This window comes from Pseudomonas sp. AK-TSAG1-1 (genome assembly GCF_056821665.1).
In genome coordinates this window covers 915,546-938,860 of the sequence record NZ_CM165965.1, presented here as the reverse complement: position 1 = coordinate 938,860, position 23,315 = coordinate 915,546, and the positions used below count along the sequence as shown (strand labels likewise).

The 23,315-nt window shown below is 58.2% G+C and carries 22 protein-coding genes and 2 tRNA genes; 3 read left to right on the top strand and 21 right to left on the bottom strand.

Features of this window, described 5'->3' with window-relative positions; all coding sequences use genetic code 11:
• Positions 1 to 36 precede the first annotated feature (36 nt).
• From rimP to rlmE, 9 genes are all read right to left on the bottom strand, one after another.
• On the bottom strand, positions 37 to 495 hold the full coding sequence (rimP, locus tag AC1UK9_RS04105; protein WP_007915250.1) for a ribosome maturation factor RimP: 459 nt from the start codon (positions 493 to 495) through the stop codon (positions 37 to 39).
• Between the two features lie 138 nt (positions 496 to 633).
• Positions 634 to 710, bottom strand: a tRNA-Met gene (locus tag AC1UK9_RS04100).
• Between the two features lie 97 nt (positions 711 to 807).
• Positions 808 to 893: transfer RNA gene (locus AC1UK9_RS04095), tRNA-Leu, on the bottom strand.
• A 22-nt stretch (positions 894 to 915) separates the two neighbouring features.
• Complete coding sequence (gene secG, locus AC1UK9_RS04090; protein WP_482579508.1) at positions 916 to 1,302, bottom strand: preprotein translocase subunit SecG; 387 nt, start codon at positions 1,300 to 1,302, stop codon at positions 916 to 918.
• A 4-nt stretch (positions 1,303 to 1,306) separates the two neighbouring features.
• Positions 1,307 to 2,062, bottom strand: a complete 756-nt coding sequence (gene tpiA, locus AC1UK9_RS04085) for a triose-phosphate isomerase (protein ID WP_008088336.1) — start codon at positions 2,060 to 2,062, stop codon at positions 1,307 to 1,309.
• 65 nt (positions 2,063 to 2,127) lie between these two features.
• Entirely contained in the window at positions 2,128 to 3,465 is a 1,338-nt protein-coding gene (gene glmM / locus AC1UK9_RS04080) for a phosphoglucosamine mutase (RefSeq protein ID WP_482579507.1), read from the bottom strand.
• A gap of 16 nt (positions 3,466 to 3,481) precedes the next feature.
• A complete protein-coding gene (gene folP, locus AC1UK9_RS04075; RefSeq protein WP_482579506.1) occupies positions 3,482 to 4,333 on the bottom strand; it encodes a dihydropteroate synthase in 852 nt (283 codons plus the stop codon).
• 8 nt (positions 4,334 to 4,341) lie between these two features.
• Positions 4,342 to 6,252 carry an ATP-dependent zinc metalloprotease FtsH gene (ftsH, locus tag AC1UK9_RS04070; protein ID WP_025110455.1) on the bottom strand — a complete coding sequence of 637 codons (1,911 nt, stop codon included), beginning with the start codon at positions 6,250 to 6,252 and terminating at the stop codon, positions 4,342 to 4,344.
• Between the two features lie 202 nt (positions 6,253 to 6,454).
• Positions 6,455 to 7,084: a 23S rRNA (uridine(2552)-2'-O)-methyltransferase RlmE gene (gene rlmE, locus AC1UK9_RS04065; protein WP_025110456.1), complete on the bottom strand. Its 630-nt coding sequence runs from the start codon at positions 7,082 to 7,084 to the stop codon at positions 6,455 to 6,457.
• Positions 7,085 to 7,185: 101 nt separating this feature from the next.
• Between rlmE and AC1UK9_RS04060 the strand changes: the two genes are divergently transcribed.
• Positions 7,186 to 7,494 carry a YhbY family RNA-binding protein gene (locus AC1UK9_RS04060; protein ID WP_003221534.1) on the top strand — a complete coding sequence of 103 codons (309 nt, stop codon included), beginning with the start codon at positions 7,186 to 7,188 and terminating at the stop codon, positions 7,492 to 7,494.
• A 9-nt stretch (positions 7,495 to 7,503) separates the two neighbouring features.
• Here AC1UK9_RS04060 and AC1UK9_RS04055 read toward each other — a convergent pair whose 3' ends face one another.
• The 8 genes from AC1UK9_RS04055 to grpE form a co-directional block, all read right to left on the bottom strand.
• Positions 7,504 to 7,908: an MFS transporter gene (locus tag AC1UK9_RS04055; protein ID WP_482579505.1), complete on the bottom strand. Its 405-nt coding sequence runs from the start codon at positions 7,906 to 7,908 to the stop codon at positions 7,504 to 7,506.
• A 28-nt stretch (positions 7,909 to 7,936) separates the two neighbouring features.
• Positions 7,937 to 8,413, bottom strand: a complete 477-nt coding sequence (gene greA, locus AC1UK9_RS04050) for a transcription elongation factor GreA (protein ID WP_482579504.1) — start codon at positions 8,411 to 8,413, stop codon at positions 7,937 to 7,939.
• On the bottom strand, positions 8,410 to 11,631 hold the full coding sequence (gene carB / locus AC1UK9_RS04045) for a carbamoyl-phosphate synthase large subunit (protein ID WP_025110458.1): 3,222 nt from the start codon (positions 11,629 to 11,631) through the stop codon (positions 8,410 to 8,412). Before carB ends, greA begins: the two co-directional genes overlap by 4 nt.
• Positions 11,632 to 11,756: 125 nt before the next feature.
• Positions 11,757 to 12,893: a glutamine-hydrolyzing carbamoyl-phosphate synthase small subunit gene (gene carA, locus AC1UK9_RS04040; RefSeq protein ID WP_007953761.1), complete on the bottom strand. Its 1,137-nt coding sequence runs from the start codon at positions 12,891 to 12,893 to the stop codon at positions 11,757 to 11,759.
• Between the two features lie 257 nt (positions 12,894 to 13,150).
• Complete coding sequence (gene dapB / locus AC1UK9_RS04035; protein ID WP_482579502.1) at positions 13,151 to 13,957, bottom strand: 4-hydroxy-tetrahydrodipicolinate reductase; 807 nt, start codon at positions 13,955 to 13,957, stop codon at positions 13,151 to 13,153.
• A 9-nt stretch (positions 13,958 to 13,966) separates the two neighbouring features.
• Positions 13,967 to 15,091 (bottom strand): molecular chaperone DnaJ, encoded by a 1,125-nt coding sequence (gene dnaJ, locus AC1UK9_RS04030; RefSeq protein ID WP_003221522.1) that lies wholly within the window; start codon positions 15,089 to 15,091, stop codon positions 13,967 to 13,969.
• Positions 15,092 to 15,388: 297 nt separating this feature from the next.
• The gene (gene dnaK, locus AC1UK9_RS04025) at positions 15,389 to 17,305 is read right to left on the bottom strand and encodes a molecular chaperone DnaK (protein WP_025110460.1); all 1,917 of its coding nucleotides are present in this window, start codon (positions 17,303 to 17,305) and stop codon (positions 15,389 to 15,391) included.
• A 102-nt stretch (positions 17,306 to 17,407) separates the two neighbouring features.
• Entirely contained in the window at positions 17,408 to 17,974 is a 567-nt protein-coding gene (gene grpE / locus AC1UK9_RS04020) for a nucleotide exchange factor GrpE (RefSeq protein ID WP_025110461.1), read from the bottom strand.
• Between the two features lie 240 nt (positions 17,975 to 18,214).
• Between grpE and recN the strand changes: the two genes are divergently transcribed.
• Positions 18,215 to 19,888, top strand: coding sequence for a DNA repair protein RecN (gene recN / locus AC1UK9_RS04015; protein WP_025110462.1), 1,674 nt, complete (start codon positions 18,215 to 18,217; stop codon positions 19,886 to 19,888).
• Between the two features lie 88 nt (positions 19,889 to 19,976).
• Here the strand turns inward: recN and fur are convergent, their stop codons facing one another.
• Positions 19,977 to 20,381, bottom strand: coding sequence for a ferric iron uptake transcriptional regulator (gene fur, locus AC1UK9_RS04010; protein WP_003221515.1), 405 nt, complete (start codon positions 20,379 to 20,381; stop codon positions 19,977 to 19,979).
• A 97-nt stretch (positions 20,382 to 20,478) separates the two neighbouring features.
• On the opposite strand from fur, the gene bamE reads away from it, so the two are divergent.
• Positions 20,479 to 21,009: an outer membrane protein assembly factor BamE domain-containing protein gene (bamE, locus tag AC1UK9_RS04005; protein ID WP_482579501.1), complete on the top strand. Its 531-nt coding sequence runs from the start codon at positions 20,479 to 20,481 to the stop codon at positions 21,007 to 21,009.
• 60 nt (positions 21,010 to 21,069) lie between these two features.
• Here the strand turns inward: bamE and AC1UK9_RS04000 are convergent, their stop codons facing one another.
• Genes AC1UK9_RS04000 through AC1UK9_RS03990 form a run of 3 tightly spaced genes read right to left on the bottom strand, consistent with a single transcriptional unit; the run spans position 21,070 to position 23,222 of the window.
• A complete protein-coding gene (locus tag AC1UK9_RS04000; protein ID WP_482579500.1) occupies positions 21,070 to 21,384 on the bottom strand; it encodes an RnfH family protein in 315 nt (104 codons plus the stop codon).
• Positions 21,377 to 21,811 carry a type II toxin-antitoxin system RatA family toxin gene (locus AC1UK9_RS03995; protein WP_025110465.1) on the bottom strand — a complete coding sequence of 145 codons (435 nt, stop codon included), beginning with the start codon at positions 21,809 to 21,811 and terminating at the stop codon, positions 21,377 to 21,379. The genes AC1UK9_RS04000 and AC1UK9_RS03995 overlap by 8 nt, the downstream gene beginning before the upstream one ends.
• Before the next feature lie 7 nt (positions 21,812 to 21,818).
• Complete coding sequence (locus tag AC1UK9_RS03990; protein ID WP_025110466.1) at positions 21,819 to 23,222, bottom strand: sodium-dependent transporter; 1,404 nt, start codon at positions 23,220 to 23,222, stop codon at positions 21,819 to 21,821.
• Between the last annotated feature and the right edge of the window lie 93 nt (positions 23,223 to 23,315).

The window sequence follows — 23,315 nt, the reverse complement described above, 5'->3', positions numbered from 1 at the left end:
CCTTTCGCAAGCCATTGGATCCGCGGGATCCGCGTCTCAGTCAAAACTGGGAATAATGTTGGCCTTGTCGATCATGTCGATCGGCAACAGGAATTCATGGTCATCTACCTGCACCACGACGTCCTGCTCTTCTACACCGCGCAGAAGGCCCTGAAAGTTGCGTCGCCCTTCAAAAGGCGAGCGCAGCTTGATCTTTACTTGTTCACCGGCAAATTTTGCAAACTGCTCAAGAGTGAACAGCGGGCGTTCCATGCCAGGCGAGGAAACTTCAAGGGTGTATTCAACGGAGATCGGATCTTCAACATCCAGCACACCGCTGATCTGACGGCTGACGATGGCGCAATCATCCACCAGCACGCCGCCTTCTTTATCGATATAAACGCGCAACATTGAGTGGCGACCTTGAGCCGAAAACTCAATACCCCAGCATTCATAGCCTAGGGCCACGACCACCGGGGCCAACAAGGCCTGCAACTCTTCTAGCTTGCTCGACACCTGAACCCCCTCGTGCATGTATGTGCATGCTATGCAAAATAAAAAAATGGGCGAAACGCCCATCCTTGAAACGCCGTCGAACAGCGGCGTAGAAAGTGTCCAGCTAACAAAAAGCCCCTTAAAAGGGGCTCCTTAAACTGGTTGCGGGGGCCGGATTTGAACCGACGACCTTCGGGTTATGAGCCCGACGAGCTACCAGACTGCTCCACCCCGCGACAAAGCTGGGGCGGAAGTATACGACCGATCCCTTATAGGGTCAATGTAACCTTCCACCTGCAAGAAAGCCCGCAACAGCGGGCTCTCCTGACTAATTGGTACCGAGAAGGGGACTCGAACCCCTACACCCTATGGGCACAACCACCTCAAGGTTGCGTGTCTACCAATTCCACCACCTCGGCAAAACTACGTTTGAAACCCTTCTTACTTCTGCTCTTGAGCTGGAGGTACGTCAGTCGCTGGAGTAGCCGACTTTTGCTCTTGAAGCACCGGGACATCATCAGAAGCCGGTTGTTGTTGATTAGGCACTTCCAACACTGCCGGGTTTGGCAAACCTGCCTGAGTCAGCTGATGAGCCTTCTCTTTAGCAAAGTAACCTAACCCCAAGCTGGTTATGAAGAAACCGGCGGCAAGTATAGCAGTAAACTTACTAAGAAAGGTAGAGGAACCTTGGCTTCCGAACACAGTATTTGAAGCACCTGCTCCGAAAGACGCGCCAGCATCCGCACCTTTACCCTGCTGCAGCAAAACCAGAGCAACTACGCCCAATGCACCCAGCAGATGAAAAACGACTACGACTGTTTCCAGCATTTTTTCAGTTTCCCGCGGCGCGACAAATCGCACCGAACTCATCTGCATTCAGGGAAGCTCCACCAATGAGCCCCCCATCGATATCCGGCATGCCGAACAGTTCGACCGCATTGGCCGCCTTCACGCTGCCGCCGTATAGAAGCCGCACACCTCGTGCGACTTCAGAATTCTCTGCCGCCAACTGCTCGCGAATGGCTTTGTGCACATCCTGCGCCTGTTGCGGCGTTGCAGTCAGTCCGGTACCAATGGCCCAGACCGGCTCGTAAGCAATGACTGCCTTGGCAAAGGCACCAACACCCAGCTCCTCGATGATGCTGCCCAGCTGACGCCCGACAACCTCAAGAGTTTTTCCGGCTTCGCGCTGCTCGAGGGTTTCCCCTACACACAACACCGGAATCAAGCCACATGCCTGTGCCGCTGCGAACTTGCGATTCAGCATTCCGTCTCGCTCGCCCATTATCTGGCGGCGTTCGGAGTGCCCGACAAGCACCAGGGAACAACCCGCATCCACCAACTGACTCGGCGCAATCTCACCGGTCAATGCACCTTGCATGGATTCCACCGCAGAGTTCTGCGCGCCGACCGAAATCGACTTGCCTTTCAAGCCATCAATCACTTGATTGATATGCAAGCAAGGCGGGAATACCGCGACATCAACACCGCTTGGCAAGGCCAGATGACGAAGACCGTTGATCAGCTCAGCGACGCTGGCGCGGGTACCGTGCATCTTCCAGTTACCAGCTACCATAGGGCGACGCATGCTGTACCTCGTCGGTCAAAGTGGGCGCAGATGTTACCCAACACAATCATGGCTGGCAAGCCGAATCAGGCAGAAACTTCACTTACCAGTTTTGCCAGTTCTTCGGCATAGGCGCGAACCTGAGTTTCATCCTCACCTTCGACCATCACACGCACCAGCGGCTCTGTGCCGGACTTGCGCAAAAGCACCCGACCACGACCCGCCATTGCCTGGGTGACACGCGCACTGGCTTCCTTGACAGCCGGATGCTCAAGCGGACTTTCGCCACCACCGAATCGGACGTTGATGAGCACCTGAGGGCACTTGCGCAGAGCCTGACGAGTTTGCGCCAGTCCTTCATTACGTGTCTTCAATGCCATCAGCACCTGCAACGCTGCGATGATCGCATCACCGGTAGTGGTGTGATTGAAGCAGACGACGTGTCCGGAATTTTCACCACCTACCAGCCAGTGGCGCTCCAGCAGTTCGGCGATCACATATCGGTCGCCAACGTTGGCACGAATGAACGGTATCGAAAGCTCGGCGAGTGCCAACTCAAGCCCAAGGTTGCTCATCAGCGTACCGACGACTCCCCCCTGCAACTTGCCACGCTCGTGCAGATCGCGGGCAATAATAAACAGCAACTCGTCACCATCAACGATGGCACCGGTGTGATCGACCATCAGCACCCGATCACCGTCACCATCGAAGGCGATACCCAGGTCGGCGTGCTCAGCCAGCACGGCGGCCTGCAGTTGCCCCATATGGGTCGAGCCGCAATTGTCATTGATGTTCAGACCATTGGGCTGGGCCGACAGCACAACCACTTCAGCACCCAACTCACGAAAGACACTCGGAGCGACCTTGTAGGTTGCACCGTGCGCGCAGTCGATAACGATCTTCAGGCCAGAAAAACTGGTGCCGGTCGGCACACTGCTTTTGCAAAATTCGATGTAGCGACCGGAAGCATCGTTGATTCGCGATACTTTGCCGATCTTGCTCGACTCAACGACAGTCATTGGCGCATCGAGCAACTCTTCGATCATCAACTCCAGCTCGTCGGGCAGCTTGGTGCCTTTCCCGGAGAAGAACTTGATGCCGTTATCGTCATGTGGATTGTGCGAAGCGCTGATCACGATCCCGGCTTCAGCCTGGAATGTGCGCGACAGATAGGCAATGGCCGGTGTCGGCATCGGGCCGAGGAGCATCACGTCGGCGCCCGCCGACGTCAGGCCTGCCTCAAGCGCCGACTCGAACATATAGCCAGAGATTCGCGTGTCCTTGCCGACCAGCACCTTGCAGGCGCCCATCTTGCGAAACGCCATCCCCGCCGCCCAGCCGAGCTTGAGCATGAAGTCAGGGGTGATCGGATACTCACCAACACGACCACGAATACCGTCAGTGCCAAAATACTTCTTGCTCATAAGTGCTCCATCATTCTTATTCGGCTGATTCCACGGCCGCGAGCATGCGCACCACGTCTACCGTTTCCGCCACATCATGGACGCGCAATATACGCGCTCCTTTCACCGATGCCAGTGCTGCCAGTGCCAGCCCGCCATACAGACGCTCGCCCACGGGACGATTCAGCGCCTGGCCGATCATGCTTTTGCGTGAAACGCCAACCAACAGCGGACGACCCAGCGCATGCAGGGCTTCCATATGTTTGAACAAGCTTAGATTGTGCTGCAGGGTTTTGGCGAAACCGAAACCGGGATCAAGAATGATCCGCTCGGCAGGAATGCCTGCCGCCGCACATTGCGCCATACGCCCAGACAGAAAATCGCTCACTTCGCGAGTCACGTCCTGGTAGTGCGGATTGTCCTGCATGTCACCCGGCTCGCCGAGCATATGCATCAGACAGACCGGCAGGCCGGTCGCCGCTGCGGCATCCAGCGCGCCATCACGACGCAGCGAACGCACATCGTTGATCAAGCCGGCGCCGAGGCGCGCAGTTTCGCGCATCACCGCAGGTGTCGACGTATCGACCGAGATGACCACATCCAGTTCGCGATTGATCAGTTCCACGATCGGCGCTACGCGCTCCAGCTCTTCCAGCGGCGAAACCGCGCGGGCACCTGGGCGGGTCGACTCACCACCGACGTCAATCAGCGTCGCGCCGGCCGTGACCATAGCCTCGGCGTGGCGCAAGGCCACGTCCCGCTGGCTGTAGCGGCCGCCGTCGGAAAAAGAATCAGGGGTGACATTGAGAATGCCCATGACATGCGTCCGGGCCAAATCAAGAACCCGGTTGCCGCAAGGCAACCGGGTCAGGGACTGTACAGAAGTCATTTCAAACCTTAAACGTCAGCAGCCGGACCGCCAATCGGTGTTTCCGGACGCTCATCCTGAACCACTGGAGGCGGCGTACCGGTGCCGGTACCGCCCGACCAGTCGCGTGGTTCACGAGGTGTACGGCCCGCCATGATGTCGTCGATCTGCTCGGCATCAATCGTTTCGTACTTCATGAGCGCATCAGCCATGGCATCCAGCTTGTCGCGGTTGTCCGTGAGAATCTGTTTCGCGGTGCCGTAGCACTGGTCGATGATGCTGCGCACTTCCGAGTCGATCAACTTGGCCGTCTCACCGGAGAAACTTGCATTCTGACCACCGCCGCCGCGACCGAGGAACACTTCGCCCTCTTCTTCGGCGTACATCAGCGGACCGAGTTTTTCCGACAGACCCCACTTGGTCACCATGTTCCGTGCAATCTGGCTGGCACGCATGATGTCGTTGGAAGCGCCGGTGGTTACACCGTCAAAGCCAAGGGTCATTTCTTCGGCGATACGGCCGCCGTACAGCGAGCAGATCTGACTGATCAGTGCACGCTTGGACAGGCTGTAGCGATCCTCTTCCGGCAGGAACATGGTCACACCCAGCGCACGACCGCGCGGAATGATCGAGACCTTGTAGACAGGATCATGCTCAGGCACTACGCGACCAACGATGGCGTGGCCGGCTTCGTGATAAGCGGTGTTCTGTTTTTCTTTCTCGGACATGACCATCGATTTGCGCTCGGCGCCCATCATGATCTTGTCTTTAGCCAGTTCGAACTCTTTCATTTCAACAATGCGCTTGCCGCTGCGCGCAGCGAACAGCGAAGCTTCGTTGACCAGGTTGGCCAGGTCCGCACCAGAGAAGCCTGGAGTACCACGCGCGATGACTGCCGGAGCAACGTCGTCACCCATTGGCACCTTGCGCATGTGAACCTTGAGGATCTGCTCACGACCACGGATATCCGGCAAACCAACCACCACCTGACGGTCGAAACGGCCCGGACGCAGCAGCGCAGGGTCGAGCACGTCAGGACGGTTGGTAGCAGCAATCACGATAATGCCGTCGTTCATCTCGAAGCCGTCCATCTCCACCAGCAATTGGTTGAGAGTCTGCTCGCGCTCGTCGTGACCGCCACCCATGCCGGCGCCACGGTGGCGACCGACGGCGTCGATTTCGTCGATGAAGATGATGCATGGAGCGTGTTTCTTGGCTTGTTCGAACATGTCGCGAACACGGCTCGCACCGACACCCACGAACATTTCAACAAAGTCGGAACCGGAAATGGTGAAGAACGGCACCTTCGCTTCGCCGGCAATCGCCTTGGCAAGCAAGGTTTTACCGGTGCCCGGAGGACCGACCATCAGCACGCCGCGTGGAATGCGACCGCCCAGACGCTGGAACTTGCCCGGGTCACGCAGAAACTCAACCAGCTCGCCAACTTCTTCCTTGGCTTCGTCGCAACCGGCAACGTCAGCCAAGGTGGTTTTCACCTGGTCTTCGGAAAGCAGGCGCGCCTTGCTCTTGCCGAAGCTCATCGGTCCGCCCTTGCCGCCCGCCCCGCCCTGCATCTGGCGCATGAAGAACATGAACACCGCGATGATTACCAGGATCGGGAAGCTGGCCACCAGAAGCTGGGTCCAGATGCTTTGCTGCTCAGGCTGCTTGCCTTCGACCACAACATGATTGTCGACCAGATCGCCGATCAGGCCATTGTCCTGGATCGCCGGACGAATGGTCTTGAAGCTGTCGCCGTCGTTGCGTTTGCCGGTAATCACATAGCCGTCAACGGCTACGCGCTCGACCTTGCCATCCTTGACCTGCTGGATGAAGTCGGAATAGTTGAGGGTCTGCGGCTCGTTAGGGCTGGAGAAGTTGTTCATCACCGTCACCAGGACTGCCGCGATGATCAACCACAGGATCAGATTCTTTGCCATATCGTTCAATTAACTACCCTCTGAAGCAAGCTCCGCTACTGGCGCGCGCTTCGCATGATATTCACCGGCCTAACTTACTACATTACCTACAGCTCTGGCAGGCGCCGTCTGTAACCCTTTGTGAAACACTTTCTACACAATATTCGCTTATGCGCGCGGGGCGAAATACGAAATACCTATCACCCCGCCGAAAAACCTCGTTTTACTCACTACGCCCGCGGTAACCCCAAGCCAGCATGTATTGCTCGCGGGAACTGCCACGGGACGAATCCGGCTTGATCATCTGGATCTTGTCGAATTTTTTGCGAGCGTCCTTCAGGTAAACATCAAACCCTTCGCCCTGAAAGATCTTGATCACGAAATTACCGCCCGGCTTGAGAATCCGCTCCGCCAGATCAAGCGCCAGCTCGCAAAGGAACATGGCTTTTGGCATGTCCACTTCAGGCGTACCACTCATATTGGGGGCCATATCGGAAATCACAAGGTCCACCTGCGAATTACCCACGGCTTCAAGGATCCGCGCGAGCACTTCGTCCTCGGTGAAGTCACCCTGGATGAAATTCACGTCCGGGATGCTGTCCATTTCCAGGATGTCCGAGGCGATCAGACGCCCCTGACCACCGATCAGCCGGCTAGTCACCTGCGACCAGCCACCCGGCGCGGCACCCAGGTCGACAACGCTCATGCCGGGACGGATCAGCTTGTATTTCTCCTGGATCTCCAGAAGTTTGTAACTTGCACGCGAGCGGTAGCCATCCTTCTGCGCCTGCTTCACATAGGGATCGTTGACATGTCGTTTCAGCCAACCAAGGCTTGTCTTGGAACGCGCCATTGGGCACCTCGATGATAAGGGTCGTGATTAATTGGGCGGATCCACGAACCCTCGGGTAAAATGGCCGCCATTTTACAGAATCCAGACGAAAGGGTCAGATTATGCCGCTCACTCCAGAGCAGAAGAAACAGTACAAATCCATTGGCCACCATCTGAAACCCGTTTTGACGGTGGCGGACAACGGTTTGACTGAAGGTGTGTTAGCCGAACTTGAACGCGCATTGGCGGATCACGAGCTGATCAAGATCAAGCTCAACATCCTCGATCGCGAGTCGCGCCTGGCGCACATTGCAGAACTGTGCAAGGTCGGCAAAGCGGACCTGGTTCAGGTCATCGGCAAGATGGCACTGGTTTACCGCAAGAACTTCAGCGTCAACAAGCAGCTGTCGAACGTTCATCGCTTCAAGTGATGACAAGGGTCAAGGGTGTGCTTCGCGCACCCTGCCACTCCATCCCGGCACTGGTTGCAGCACCAGCACCAGACCTGAAAAGCCCAACACCAGAAAACTGAATTCCTGCCAGCGCTGCGCATCCGGCCAGCCGACACGCACGGCGACAAACATCGCACACGCGTACAACGCCATCAGCAGCACCTGCCCGCGAAAATCCCGCCATAGACTGACAAGGCCCTCGGCCTGTACCAGCACCAAAGCCTGAAAGATCACGCATGCGAAGGCAAAACTCACCACCGGCACTGCAAACGCATCGGCGATCTCATCGACCAGCAACGGTGCCAGACCAATCTTGCCCAACACCGCTCGCAAACCGAGATGAATCAACCAGAAGCCGCCGACCCACAACATCTGGGCCAGCTGCCAAAGCATGGCGCCCGCACGTAGCGGGCGCCCTCTTTCAAATGTGACGGACTTCGACAATCTCGTACTCGATAACGCCGCTTGGCGTTTTCACGGCGACTACATCGCCCTCTTCCTTGCCGATCAAGGCACGGGACAGAGGCGAGCCAACCGAAATCTTGCCGAGTTTGAAGTCAGCCTCGTCCTCACCCACGATGTGGTAAGTCACGGACTCATCAGTCTCAACGTTGGCGATTTCGACGGTTGTACCGAAGATCACCTTGCCGGTATGAGGAATAGTCGTGACGTCGATGATGACCTGATTCTGAATCCGGCCTTCGATGTCACGAATCCGCGCCTCTACCATGCCCTGCTGTTCGCGGGCGGCATGGTATTCGGCGTTTTCCTTCAGGTCACCCAACTCGCGAGCCGTACCGATGTCCTGGCTGAGCTTCGGACGAACGACCTTGGTCAGATGAGCGTGTTCTTCTTCCAGGGCTTTCGCGCCCTGGACGGTCATTGGGTATTTGATCATGCCTTCAATCCTGCGTGTAGATCCTGCAAGCGGCGCACGGTCTTCTCGGGACCGAACTTCAGCGCTTCACAGATAGCTTCGCCCGCCGCAATGGTGGTAGTGCAGTAAATCTTGTGCTGCAGGGCATTGCGACGAATGGAGTAGGAATCAGCAATCGACTGACGACCTTCAGTGGTGTTGATGATCAGGGTGACTTCGTCATTCTTGATCATGTCGACCACGTGCGGACGACCCTCGGTCACCTTGTTCACGCGGCGCACTTTCAGGCCTGCGGCTTCGATCAGCTTGGCAGTACCGGCAGTGGCGACCACTTCGAAGCCCAAGTTGATCAGATCACGGGCCACGCCTGCAACCAGTGGTTTATCGTCGTCACGCACGCTGATGAACGCGGTACCGCCGGTCGGCAGCACTTCGCTCGCGCCCATCTGGGCCTTGGCGAACGCTTCACCGAAGGTGTCGCCGACGCCCATCACTTCACCGGTGGACTTCATCTCTGGGCCGAGGATCGGGTCAACGCCAGGGAATTTGGCGAACGGGAACACCGCCTCTTTCACGCTGTAGAAGTTCGGGATGATTTCCTTGGTGAAGCCGATTTCCTTCAGGGTCTTACCGGCCATGACGCGAGCGGCGATCATTGCCAGGGACACACCGATGCACTTGGACACAAACGGTACGGTACGGGAAGCGCGCGGGTTGACTTCGATGACGTAGATGTCTTCGCCTTGCAGCGCCAACTGTACGTTCATCAGGCCGACAACGCCCAGTTCCAGGGCCATTTTCTTGACCTGTTCGCGCATCTCGTCCTGGATGTGCGCCGGCAGCGAGTAGGGTGGCAGCGAGCACGCGGAGTCACCGGAGTGAACGCCCGCTTGCTCGATGTGCTGCATGATCGCGCCGATCACCACATCTTTGCCGTCGCATACCGCATCCACGTCCATCTCGATGGCGCAGTTGAGGAAGTGATCGAGCAGCACCGGGCTGTCGTTGGACACTTGCACCGCGTCACGCAGGTAACGCTTGAGTTCGTCTTCCTTGTAAACGATTTCCATCGCGCGGCCGCCCAGTACGTAGGACGGGCGCACCACCAGCGGATAACCGATTTTGGCGGCAGCACGAACAGCTTCGTCTTCGCTGCGCACGGTGGCGTTTGGCGGCTGACGCAGGTTCAGGCGCTCAACCATTTGCTGGAAGCGCTCACGGTCTTCGGCGCGGTCGATTGCGTCCGGGCTGGTGCCGATGATTGGCACGCCCGCCGCTTCAAGGGCACGAGCCAGTTTCAGCGGAGTCTGGCCGCCGTACTGGACGATCACGCCTTTCGGCTTCTCTACACGGCAGATTTCCAGCACGTCTTCCAGAGTCACCGGCTCGAAGTACAGACGGTCGGAAGTGTCGTAGTCGGTGGAAACGGTTTCCGGGTTGCAGTTGACCATGATGGTCTCGTAACCGTCTTCGCGCAGTGCGAGGGCTGCGTGCACACAGCAGTAGTCGAACTCGATGCCCTGGCCGATACGGTTCGGACCGCCACCCAGAATCATGATCTTGTCGCGACCGGACGGCGCTGCTTCGCACTCTTCCTCGTAAGTCGAGTAGAGGTAAGCGGTGTCGGTGGCGAACTCGGCAGCACAGGTGTCAACGCGCTTGTAGACCGGGAACACTTCCAGCTTTTGACGGTGAGTACGCAGGTTCTTCTCGGTCACACCCAGCAGCTTGGCCAGACGCTGATCGGAGAAGCCTTTGCGCTTGAGCTTGTACATCAGGTCGCGGTCGATAGCGGACAGACCGAGGGTCTTGACCTTCTCTTCGTCCTTGATCAGATCTTCGATCTGCACCAGGAACCACGGGTCAATCATGTTCATGCCGAAGATTTCTTCGACGGTCATGCCGGCGCGGAACGCGTCCGCCACGTACCAGATACGCTCGGCGCCCGGCACGGTCAGCTCACGCTTGAGCACGCTCATGCTTTCCGGGTTGCTCAGGTCGAGCTTCTCGTCCAGACCGCAAACGCCGACTTCCAGACCGCGCAGGGCTTTCTGCAGGGATTCCTGGAAGGTGCGACCGATGGCCATGACTTCACCCACCGACTTCATCTGGGTGGTCAGGCGCGCGTCAGCCTTGGCGAATTTCTCGAAGGCGAAACGTGGCAGCTTGGTCACGACGTAGTCGATCGACGGTTCGAAGGACGCCGGGGTCTTGCCGCCAGTGATGTCGTTCGACAGTTCGTCGAGGGTGTAGCCCACCGCCAGCTTGGCGGCGACTTTGGCAATCGGGAAACCGGTGGCTTTCGAAGCCAGCGCCGAGGAACGCGATACGCGCGGGTTCATCTCGATCACGACCATGCGGCCAGTGTTCGGGCAGATACCGAATTGAACGTTGGAACCGCCGGTCTCGACGCCGATCTCGCGCAGTACCGCCAGGGAGGCGTTACGCAGGATCTGGTATTCCTTGTCGGTCAGGGTCTGCGCTGGAGCCACGGTGATCGAGTCACCAGTGTGCACGCCCATCGGGTCGAAGTTCTCGATCGAGCAGACGATGATGCAGTTGTCCTTTTTGTCGCGGACAACTTCCATTTCATATTCTTTCCAGCCGATCAGCGATTCGTCGATCAGCAGCTCTTTGGTCGGCGACAGGTCCAGACCACGGGCGCAGATTTCTTCGAACTCTTCACGGTTGTAAGCGATACCGCCACCGGTGCCACCCATGGTGAAGGACGGACGGATGATGCACGGGAAGCCCAGGGTCTCGAGGACCGCGTTGGCCTCTTCCATGCTGTGGGCGATACCGGAACGCGGGCACGCCAAGCCGATGGATTTCATCGCTTTGTCGAAACGCGAACGGTCTTCAGCCTTGTCGATGGTGTCGGCGTTGGCGCCGATCATTTCTACGCCGAATTTTTCCAGAACGCCTTCGCGCTCCAGATCCAGGGCGCAGTTCAGAGCGGTCTGGCCGCCCATGGTTGGCAGCACCGCATCCGGACGCTCTTTTTCGATGATCTTGGCAACAGTCTGCCACTTGATCGGCTCGATGTACGTGGCGTCGGCCATGTCCGGGTCGGTCATGATGGTGGCCGGGTTGGAGTTCACCAGGATGACGCGATAACCCTCTTCGCGCAGGGCTTTGCAGGCCTGGGCGCCGGAGTAGTCGAATTCGCAGGCCTGGCCGATAACGATCGGGCCAGCGCCGAGAATCAGGATGCTTTTAATGTCTGTACGTTTTGGCATGGGTTTGTCACTCAAATCCGCAGGTCAGTCGGCAAGCCGTCTTGATCGATTTCTGAAGTCTCGAAGGGGCCGCCGGTGCCGGGGCCGCCCTCGAGGGCTTCTCTCTACAGTCTCAAGGCGAACGCTTAGCGTCGCTTGGCCATCTCGTTGATGAAGCGGTCGAACAGTGGCGCGACATCGTTCGGGCCCGGGCTCGCTTCAGGGTGCCCCTGGAAGCTAAACGCGCTCTTGTCGGTGCGCTCGATGCCCTGCAGGGTGCCGTCGAACAGCGATTTGTGAATCGCGCGAACGTTGGCGGGCAGGGTTTCTTCGTCTACCGCAAAACCATGGTTCTGGCTGGTGATCATCACGACACCCGTGTCCAGATCCTGCACCGGGTGGTTCGCACCGTGGTGGCCGTGGCCCATTTTCAGGGTCTTGGCGCCGGAGGCCAGGGCCAGCAATTGGTGGCCGAGGCAGATGCCGAACACCGGAATTTCGGTTTCCAGCACTTCCTTGATCGCCTTGATCGCGTAGTCGCAAGGCTCCGGGTCACCCGGGCCGTTGGACAGGAACACGCCGTCCGGTTTCAGCGCCAGCACATCGGCGGCCGGAGTCTGGGCCGGCACCACGGTAACGCGGCAGCCGCGCTCGACCAGCATGCGCAGGATGTTGACCTTGACGCCGTAGTCGTAGGCAACCACGTGGTATGGCAGCTCGGAGGCTTCGATGGTCGCGTGGCTGTCGGTCTTCAGATCCCAGACAGTCGAGCGCCATTCGTATTGGGTCTTGGTGCTGACGACTTTTGCCAGATCCATGCCCTTCAGGCCAGGGAAGCCTTGCGCCGCGGCGATTGCCGCTTCTTCGGAGATGTTGTCGCCGGCCATGATGCAGCCGTTCTGTGCGCCTTTTTCGCGCAGGATGCGAGTCAGGCGGCGAGTGTCGATACCGGCGATCGCCACAACATTGTTGGCTTTCAGGTAATCGGACAGGGACATCGTGTTACGCCAGTTGCTCGCTACCAGCGGCAGGTCACGGATGACCAGGCCAGCGGACCATACGCGGTCAGACTCGGCGTCTTCCGGCGTGGTGCCGGTATTGCCGATGTGCGGGTAAGTCAGGGTAACGATCTGTTGGGCGTAGGAAGGATCGGTAAGGATTTCCTGATAGCCGGTCATTGCGGTGTTGAACACCACCTCACCAACGGTTTGACCGTCGGCTCCAATGGCTTCGCCGCGAAAAATGCTGCCATCAGCAAGGGCAAGTATGGCTGGCTTAGTCAAGAAGACCTCCCGTAAATAACGCATGAAAGGGCGATCGCAGGTTGTAAAAAAGCGGAGTGACGTATGGACACGTCACCCCGCTTCTTCACTGAATTATTCTGCGCGCTTTTAGTGGACACACTAAAGCTGTAGCTTACAGAAAAAGGCTTTTTTGGTCCACCGCTAAAGAGCCTAAAAGGCCGGAGAATGCGACAGGGCGTCGCGCGGCGAATAAAAACCAGCGCAAACAGGGCGTTTGCGCTGGGTAAAACAGTCAATCAATGCAGATCGAGCACGTCCTGCATGTCATACAGACCTGGCTCGCGAGCATCCAGCCACAACGCCGCACGCACCGCGCCCTTGGCGAATGTCATGCGACTGGAAGCCTTGTGCGTGATCTCCAGGCGCTCGCCTTCGCAGGCGAACAGCACGGTGTGATCACCGACCACATCACCACCGCGAACGGTGGCGAAACCGATGGTTTCGCGCTCGCGCGCACCGGTGTGGCCTTCACGACCGTAGACTGCGACTTTCTGCAGATCACGATCCAGCGCCTCGGCGATTACTTCGCCCATGCGCAATGCCGTGCCCGACGGAGCATCGATCTTGTGCCGGTGATGCGCTTCGATAATCTCGATGTCGGCATCATCACCCAGCACCCGGGCAGTCATCTCGAGCAGCTTGAGCGACAGGTTGACCCCAACGCTGAAGTTGGCCGCGAAGACGATCGGAATATCCTTGCCCGCCTCTGCCAGAAACTGCTTCTGCGCGGCGTCCAGCCCAGTGGTGCCGATGACCATGGCCTTGCCGGCCTTGCGACAGAACGCGAGGTTTTTCAGCATGACTTCCGGCAGGGTGAAGTCGATCAATACGTCGAACTCTTCCGCCACCGATTCCAGGTTGCCGGACAACGGCACCCCGATGCGCCCCAATGAAGCCAGTTCACCGGCGTCCACCCCGATCAGCGTACTGCCGGGACGAACGATCGCAGCGGTCAGGCCAGTCAACGGCGCGCGTTGTTGCACGGCCTCGACCAGAATCTTGCCCATGCGCCCGGCGGCGCCCATCACAGCTATACGTCGCATGCCGACTCCTTACAGATCGCCGAAGAAGCGCTTCACACCATCGAACCAACCAGTGGTTTTCGGCGAGTGACTGTTGTCGTCCGCCAGCGAGCTGCGGAATTCTTCGAGCAATTCGCGCTGGCGACGGTTCAGGTTGACCGGGGTCTCGACCGCGACGCGACACATCAGATCGCCCGCACCACCACCACGTACCGGCGCCACACCTTTACCGCGCACACGGAACTGCTTGCCGGTCTGGGTGCCTTCGGGGATTTTCAGTTTGACGCGGCCGTCGAGGGTCGGAATTTCCAGCTCGCCGCCCAGCGCCGCATCCACAAAGCTGATCGGCACTTCGCAGAACAGATGCTTGCCATCACGCTGGAAGATGTCGTGTTCGCGCACGTTGATCACAACGTACAGGTCGCCAGTCGGGCCACCTTGAGTACCCGCCTCACCTTCGCCGGACAGACGAATGCGGTCGCCGGTATCAACACCAGCCGGTACTTTCACCGACAGCGTCTTGTACTCTTCGACACGGCCGTCGCCGTGGCACGAATCGCACGGGTCGGAAATGATCTTGCCCTGGCCATGGCAACGCGGGCAGGTCTGCTGCACCGAGAAGAAGCCTTGTTGCATACGCACCTGACCGATGCCGCCGCACGTCGGGCAAGTCGATGGCGACGAGCCTTTCTTCGCACCCGAACCATCGCACGGCTTGCAGTTGACCAGTGTCGGGACGCGGATATTCACGGTGGTACCGCGCACCGCTTCTTCCAGATTCAGCTCCAGGGTGTAGCGCAAATCGCTGCCACGCTGAGCGCCGCCACGGGAACCGCCGCGACCGCCGCCGAAGAAATCACTGAAGACATCGCCAAAGATGTCAGAGAAATTCTGCCCACCGAAACCGGCGCCGCCGCCACCCATGCTCGGGTCTACACCGGCATGGCCGTACTGATCGTACGCCGCACGCTTGCTGGAGTCGGACAATACTTCGTAGGCCTCGTTGGCCTCTTTGAACAGTTCTTCCGACGCTTTGTCATCGGGATTACGGTCAGGGTGATGCTTCATCGCCAGGCGACGGTAAGCCTTTTTCAGGTCTGCATCGCTTGAGCCACGCTCAACACCCAACACTTCGTAATAGTCACGCTTTGCCATAAGTCTTTTGCACTCTTGAGGACGTTCGGCAAACCCCTCCTGAGGATGGCCAAACTCGTTGAGCCCCAATACAGGCCCGGACCCAACTCACGTCAATTCAACGATCCTGGTCTTTGTTTCATGCGGTACTTGCGGCGCGAAAAGCAGGAGCATTTCCGGCCATACCAGCAACACGCGAGGCTTGTCGCATGCTGTAAAAATTCGCGTATTCCAGATACGCCAACGCGGGAGCAAGCTCCCGCGCGGCGACATCCTACCAGTCACCGCCCAAAGGCAGTCAACCGGCCGACCAACAACTTACTTGTGGTCTTTGACTTCTTCAAACTCGGCATCAACCACGTCGTCAGCCTTTTCAGCCTTCTCGTCGTGTGGCGCCGCGCCTTCGGCAGGCTGAGCCTGTTCGGCGTACATCTTCTGGGCAACCGGTGCCGAGACTTTCGACAGCTCTTCAACCTTGGCTTCGATGGCAGCCTTGTCGTCGCCTTTTACAGCGGCTTCCAGTGCAACCACAGCCGCTTCGATCGCGGTCTTCTCTTCGGCGGTGACTTTGTCGCCCGCGTCAGCAACCATTTTGCGAGTCGAGTGAACCAGTGCATCACCCTGGTTACGGGCAGCGGCCAGCTCTTCGAACTTGCGGTCTTCCTCGGCATTGGCCTCGGCGTCACGCACCATGCGCTCGATTTCTTCGTCGGACAGACCGGAGTTGGCCTTGATCACGATCGACTGGGTCTTGCCGGTTGCCTTGTCTTTCGCGCCGACATGCAGGATGCCGTTGGCGTCGATGTCGAAGGTCACTTCGATCTGCGGCACGCCACGTGGAGCTGGTGGAATGTCGGCCAGGTCGAACTTGCCCAGGGACTTGTTCTGCGCAGCTTGCTTACGCTCGCCTTGCAGGACGTGAATGGTCACGGCGCCCTGATTGTCGTCAGCAGTCGAGAACACTTGCGATTTCTTGGTAGGAATCGTGGTGTTTTTCTCGATCAGCGCGGTCATCACGCCACCCATGGTTTCGATACCCAGGGTCAGCGGGCTGACGTCGAGCAGCAGAACGTCTTTCACGTCACCCGCCAGAACGGCGCCCTGGATTGCAGCACCCATGGCAACAGCTTCGTCCGGGTTAACGTCTTTACGAGCTTCTTTACCGAAGAAATCAGTAACCAGCTTCTGTACCAGCGGCATACGAGTCTGACCACCGACCAGAATCACGTCGTTGATCGCGCCAACATCCAGGCCAGCGTCTTTCATGGCGATGCGGCAAGGTTCGATGGTGCGCTGAACCAGGTCTTCAACCAGAGCTTCGAGCTTGGCACGCGAGATCTTCACGTTCAGGTGCTTAGGACCGGTGGCATCTGCAGTGATGTACGGCAGGTTGACGTCGGTCGACTGAGCGGACGACAACTCGATCTTGGCTTTCTCAGCGGCTTCTTTCAGGCGCTGCATGGCCAGCGGGTCACCTTTGAGGTTCATGCCGCTTTCTTTCTTGAATTCGTCAACGAGGTAGTCGATCAGACGAATGTCGAAGTCTTCACCGCCCAGGAACGTGTCACCGTTGGTGGCCAACACTTCGAACTGGTGCTCGCCGTCAACTTCAGCGATCTCGATCACGGAAACGTCGAACGTACCGCCACCCAAGTCATAAACGATCACGGTGTGATCGCCCTTGGCCTTGTCCATACCGTAAGCCAGAGCCGCTGCGGTTGGTTCGTTGATGATACGTTTTACGTCCAGACCCGCGATGCGGCCGGCGTCTTTGGTCGCCTGACGCTGGCTGTCGTTGAAGTAGGCCGGAACGGTGATTACCGCTTCGGTCACTGGCTCGCCGAGATAGTCTTCGGCGGTCTTCTTCATCTTCTTCAGGATTTCAGCCGAGATTTGTGGCGGCGCCATTTTCTGGCCGTTCACTTCTACCCAGGCGTCATTGTTGTCAGCCTTGACGATCTTGTAAGGGACCATCTGGATGTCTTTCTGCACAACTTCTTCGTCGAAACGACGACCGATCAGACGCTTTACTGCGTACAGGGTGTTGTGCGGGTTGGTCACTGCCTGACGCTTGGCCGACTGACCTACCAGGATTTCGCCATCGTTGGCGTAAGCGATGATCGACGGCGTGGTGCGCGCGCCTTCAGCGTTTTCAATAACTTTGGCTTTGCCGTTTTCCAGCACGGAGACGCAGGAGTTGGTAGTCCCCAGGTCGATACCGATAATTTTGCCCATGTTCACTCTCCCGAAACTTTGGATTTTTTTGCCGCAGCAGTGGTGGCTAACTGCGGTAATACTTAAACGCTTGACTTCTAAATGGGGGCCTTGCGGCTAATTTCAAGCCTTCTCGTCAATCGAAGGCGAAATTGGCGCCGGCGCCTTGCTGACCACAACCATGGCCGGACGCAACAGGCGCCCGTTGAGCTGATAGCCCTTCTGGAACACCTTCAGAACGCTGTTTGGTTCTACGTCGGCACTTTCCTGCATGGCCATCGCCTGATGGTGAACGGCGTTGAACGGCTCGCCATGCGGATCGATCGCTTCAAGCTGGTAGCGCTTGAGGGTGTCGTGGAACATCTTCAGCGTCAGTTCGATGCCTTCACGCATCGGACGGATGCTTTCGTCGTCCGGGTTCGACAGCTCAAGGCCACGCTCCAGGCTGTCGACGATCGGCAGCAAGTCGCTGGCGAATTTTTCCAAGGCAAACTTGTGGGCCTTTTCAACATCCTGCTCGGCACGGCGGCGGACGTTCTGCAGATCGGCAGCTACGCGCAGAGACTGATCCTGCGCGGCGGCCAATTGCTCTTCGAGCACTTGTACACGGGTCGCCAGGTCGTCACCCGAAGTCTCGGGCGCCTGATTGGCTTCTGGATTTTGCGTATCTACTGTCTGTTCGTCAGCCATAGAATTCTCCTTTCAATTACGTCCGCGAGCTCGACTCGCGCTTCTGCCCCGATATATGGGGCCGTAAAATCAGGCTTCAAGGGCCTGCAATGATTACCCCTACAAAAAAGTGCTGCATTGTCATTCCCGGCCGGACTAAGCATTTGATCGGATCAAGCAAATCGAGCTAAGCGAGGGCATTGTCAGGCCGAAACAAAACACTGTATAAATAACCAGACCTAAAGCCTGGGAGCGGCCTTTATGCTGGTGCACCTGTCCGTACACAACTACGCCATCGTTGAACATCTCGATCTCGAACTCGATCGCGGGATGAGCGTGATCACAGGGGAAACCGGCGCCGGCAAGTCGATCATGCTCGACGCGCTGGGCCTGACCCTCGGCGATCGCGCCGACAGCGGCGTGGTTCGCCCGGGCGCCGACAAGGCCGACATCCTTGCCACCTTCGATCTGGTCGACATTCCTGAAGCCCATGCATGGCTGGCCGAGCGCGACCTCGAAAATGACGGCCCGTGCATCCTGCGCCGGGTCATCACTGCCGAAGGACGTTCGCGCGGCTATATCAACGGCACCCCCTGCCCGCTCGGCGACCTCAAGGCCCTCGGCGAACTGCTGATCGATATCCACAGCCAGCACGAACACCAGTCGCTGCTGAAGACCGATACCCATCGCCGCCTGCTCGATGAATACGCCGGCGCTACCGATCTGGCGCGCCAGGTTCAACTGGCTGCTCAGCGCTGGCGTCAAACCCGTCAGGAACTGGAGCGACTCTCCAATTCCGGCGACGAACAACGTGCTCGCCATCAATTGCTCAGCTACCAGCTAGAAGAACTGGAAAACCTCGGCCTCGGCGAAAACGAGCTGGAACAGCTGGAGCAGGAACACAAAAACCTGACCAACGCCGAAACCCTGCTCGGCATTTGCCGACAAGTGGTCGAGCAATGCAGCGAGAGCGACTCCGGCAACGTGCTGAACGCGCTGACCGCCAGCCTCAATCGCCTGTCGAGCGTGAACAACTCGATTGGTGCACTGGGCGAGGCCAGCAGTCTGCTCACCAGCGCCCAGATCCAGGTCGAAGAAGCGGTGGGCGAGCTCAATCGTTTCCTCGATAACTTCGATGCCGATCCGGCGCGCCTGCAATATCTGGAAGAACGCCTCGACGCGATCTACACCCTGGCGCGCAAACACCGGATCCAGCCGACCGAGGTCGGTGAAATGCAGCAGAAGCTGCTGGATGAAATCGAAACGCTCAACGCCAATGACGAATCCATCGAGCGTCTGGGCGAAGAACTGGCTTCTTATGCCCGTCATTATCAAGAGAAGGCACGAGAACTGAGCGACTTGCGTCATCAGGCATCCGGCAGCCTCGCCAGTGCCGTGGAGCAAGAGATCCAGCGCCTGGGCATGCCGGGAGGCCGTTTCACTATCGAACTGCGCGCCAACAGCAGCGACGAACTGCTGCCCAACGGCCTGGAACAAGTGGAGTTGCTGGTCAGTGCCAACCCCGGGCAACCGCTGAAGGCCCTGGCCAAAGTGGCATCCGGTGGCGAGCTGTCGCGGATCAGTCTGGCGATTCAGGTGATCACCGCGCAGACCTCGCGGGTGCCGACCCTGGTATTCGACGAAGTGGACGTGGGCATTGGCGGGCCGACGGCGGAGATTGTCGGCCAGTTGTTGCGACGCCTGGGTGATCGCGGGCAGGTACTGACCGTGACGCACTTGCCGCAGGTCGCGGCGCAGGGGCATCAGCATTTATTTGTGCACAAGGTGCGCGGCGAGCAAGCAACTCACACCGCCGTGTCCAAGCTGAGCAAGAACGACCGCATAGAGGAAGTGGCGCGGATGCTGGGTGGCATCGATCTGACCAAAGAGTCTTTGGCTCACGCGAAAAAGATGGTCGTCACCGCCAAGGCCTGACCTCAGGTTTCATGCACAACAGAAAGCACGAAGGCGACCCTTGGGTCGCCTTCGTTCGTTTCGCGAACCTGAAATTCGCGCGACATGCTTACTTTTTCTTGCGTACGTACAGCACCAGATTGTGATCTACCAGATCAACACCGTGCTCCTCGGCAATTGCCTTCTGAAGCTTTTCGATTTCCGGGCTGACGAATTCGACGACTTCACCGGTTTCCACGTTGACCATATGGTCGTGGTGTCCACCATCAGCCAATTCGAATACCGCGTGGCCACCGTCGAAGTTGTGACGGACCACGAGGCCAGCGGCTTCGAACTGGGTCAGAACACGGTAAACCGTGGCCAGACCGACGTCCTCGCCAGCTTCCATCAACGCCTTGTAGACGTCCTCGGCACTCATGTGACGCTGCTCGGTAGAGTCGAGCATTTGCAGGATCTTGACCCGTGGCAGGGTCACTTTGAGGCCGGCTTTGCGTAGTTCGCTATTTTCAACCATGGTCAGCTTTCTCGCGATGCTGCTTCGCAGCTTCTCTTAATGCGGGTATGATCGGCGTTTACGTTGTCCCAGCCAAGATAGTGGAAGTCGCCCACCGATGCAAAACACCAAGCTCTTGCTAACCAGTTTCACCTTTGTGGGACTGCTCGCACTCGCCGGTTGTTCATTCCCCGGGGTTTACAAAATCGACATCCAGCAGGGCAATGTCGTCACGCAGGACATGATAGACCAGTTACGCCCGGGAATGACCCGTCGGCAAGTACGGTTTATCATGGGTAACCCTCTGCTGACCGACACGTTCCATGCCGATCGCTGGGATTATCTGTACAGCCTGCAACCTGGTGGCGGTGAACGTCAGCAGGAACGCATGAGTGTTATCTTCAACTCCAACGACCAGCTTGTCAGCCTGTCCGGTGACTTCATGCCGGGCGTAAGCCGTGACGAAGCCATTCTGGGCAAGGACAGTGGCACCAGCGTGACAGCGCCTGCTACCGAGAACACCGAGAAGCCGAAGCCGGAACAGCCAGCCAAACCAGGTTCCTTGCTGGATCAGATCCAGAAGGACGTGGACGGTGTTGAAACCGTTCCGGTTCCGACGCCTGAGCCGCTGGACACCACGCCGCAATAATTTGCGACGCAATAAAAAACCCGGAGATTCCGGGTTTTTTATTGTCTGCGATTTGACCAACTACTGATTTCGCGCTTTGGCCTCGGCAGCCTTGGCCGCCCGCAAGCGCCGCACCTCTTTCGGATCCGCCAGCAATGGCCGGTAGATCTCGATGCGCTCCCCCGCCTGAATCGGGCGAATCTGTGGATCAGCAACCACTTTGCCGAAGATCCCCAGCGGGCACCCGCTCAAGTCCAGCTCCGGGAACTCAGTCCCAATACCGGATTTCAGCGCTGCCTCACGCACTGTCTTACCTTCAGGGAGGCTGACAGCGCGCAAGATCTGACGATCCACGGCGGCATACACCACTTCTATCTCGATCACCGGCTCAACCATGCATCTGCTTGGCGCGCTGGCAAAACGCATCCACCAGCGTATTCGCCGCCTGATTGAACAACGGGCCGAGTGTCGCGCGCACTATCGGACCGGCGTAATCGAACGACAGATCAAGGCTGATCTTGCAGGCCTTTTCACCCAGCGGCTTGAACACCCAGACGCCGTGCAACTGATTGAACGGACCTTCTTCCAGATTCATTTCGATCGATTGCCCGGGCACCAGCGTGTTGCGCGTGACGAAATGCTGACTGAGACCGCCCTTGGCCACTCCGACGCTGGCACGCATATGCTCAGGTGAGCTTTCCAGCACCTCGGCAGACGAACACCAAGGGAGAAACTCCGGGTAACGCGCCACGTCGTTGACCAGGTCATAAAGAAATTGCGCCGGGTATGGCAGCAGCGCTGATCGTTGAATATGTGTCGTCATGTAAGCGTCACTTCCAGAGCTGGGTGGCAAACACTACAAGAATGCCGATGGGCGCCACATAGCGCATCAAGAACAAGGACAGGGTAAACAACAGCGGATTACGGATCGACAACTCCTCACGCACCGCATCACGCCCCATCACCCAACCGGCAAACAGCACGAAGCACAAGCCACCGAGCGGCAACATGATCCGCGAGGTGAAGAAGTCGATCACACCGAAGAAGTCCAGACCGCCCGCGGCACCCCATTGGTAGAGATGGAACAGCCCGCCTTCGTTCACGAAAAATTTGGCTTCCTTCCAGATATTGAAGGAGAACACGGTGCCCAGACCGACGAACCAGCAGATGAATGCCAGCCAGAAAGTCACCCAGCCGCGACTGATTTTGGTGCGCTCAACCAGATAAGCAACCATCGGCTCAAGCAGGGAAATCGCCGAGCTCCAGGCGGCAATCGCCACCAGAACAAAGAACACCACGCCCATCAACTGGCCGAAAACCACGTTACCGAAGGCAAATGGCAGGCTGACGAACATCAGACCCGGGCCTTCGCTAGGGTTCAAACCGCCGGCAAACACGATCGGGAACAACGCCAGACCCGCCACCAGCGATACAAAGGTATCGAGCAACGCCACACCCACCACGGTGCCGGATAATGAGGCCTCCTTGGTCATGTAAGCGCCATAGATCATGATCGAGCCAACGCCCACGCTCAGCGAAAAGAATGCGTGCCCCATGGCCGGCAGCAAGCCGTCGAGGACTTTTTCCGGGTGGAAGTCGAACATGAAGTGGACGCCCTCCATGAAATGCCCGGTGGTCATGCTGTAACCCAGGAGCACCAGCACCATCACGAACAGCAGGGGCATCATGATTCGCAGGCTGCGCTCAAGCCCGGCGACCACGCCTTTGGCGATCACCACGGCCGACAACAGCATGAAAACCGTATGCCAAAGTGTCAGACGCCAGGGATCGGAGATGACATTGCCGAAATAAGCGCCAACCTGATCCGCCGTGGCACCCTGGAAGTCTCCGCGCCCCATGTCGATGATGTAATCCAGCGACCAGCCGCCGACCACACTATAGAAAGACAGGATCAGCAACGCGGTGATCATTCCGGCAAATGCGCCCCACGACCACTTGCCCGAATGCCCGGCTTCCAGCGCCAGCACCTTCAAGGCGTTCGCCGGACTCTGCCGTGCGCGCCGGCCGATCAGGGTTTCAGCCAGCATGACCGGGACTCCGATCAGGGCGATGCAAGCCAGAAACATCAGCACGAAGGCGCCGCCACCGTAGACCCCAACCATGTAGGGGAATTTCCAGATGCTGCCCAGTCCCACGGCCGAACCGGTCGCGGCGAATATGAAAACCCAGCGGCTAGCCCAACTGCCGTGGACAGAAACCTTGTCTGTCGACATCGAATATCACGCCCAAGCATCAGAAAAAGAGGCCGCATTGTCCGGGATTCACTCAACCTGCTCAAGCACGCAGCATCACCGTAGCCGAGGACC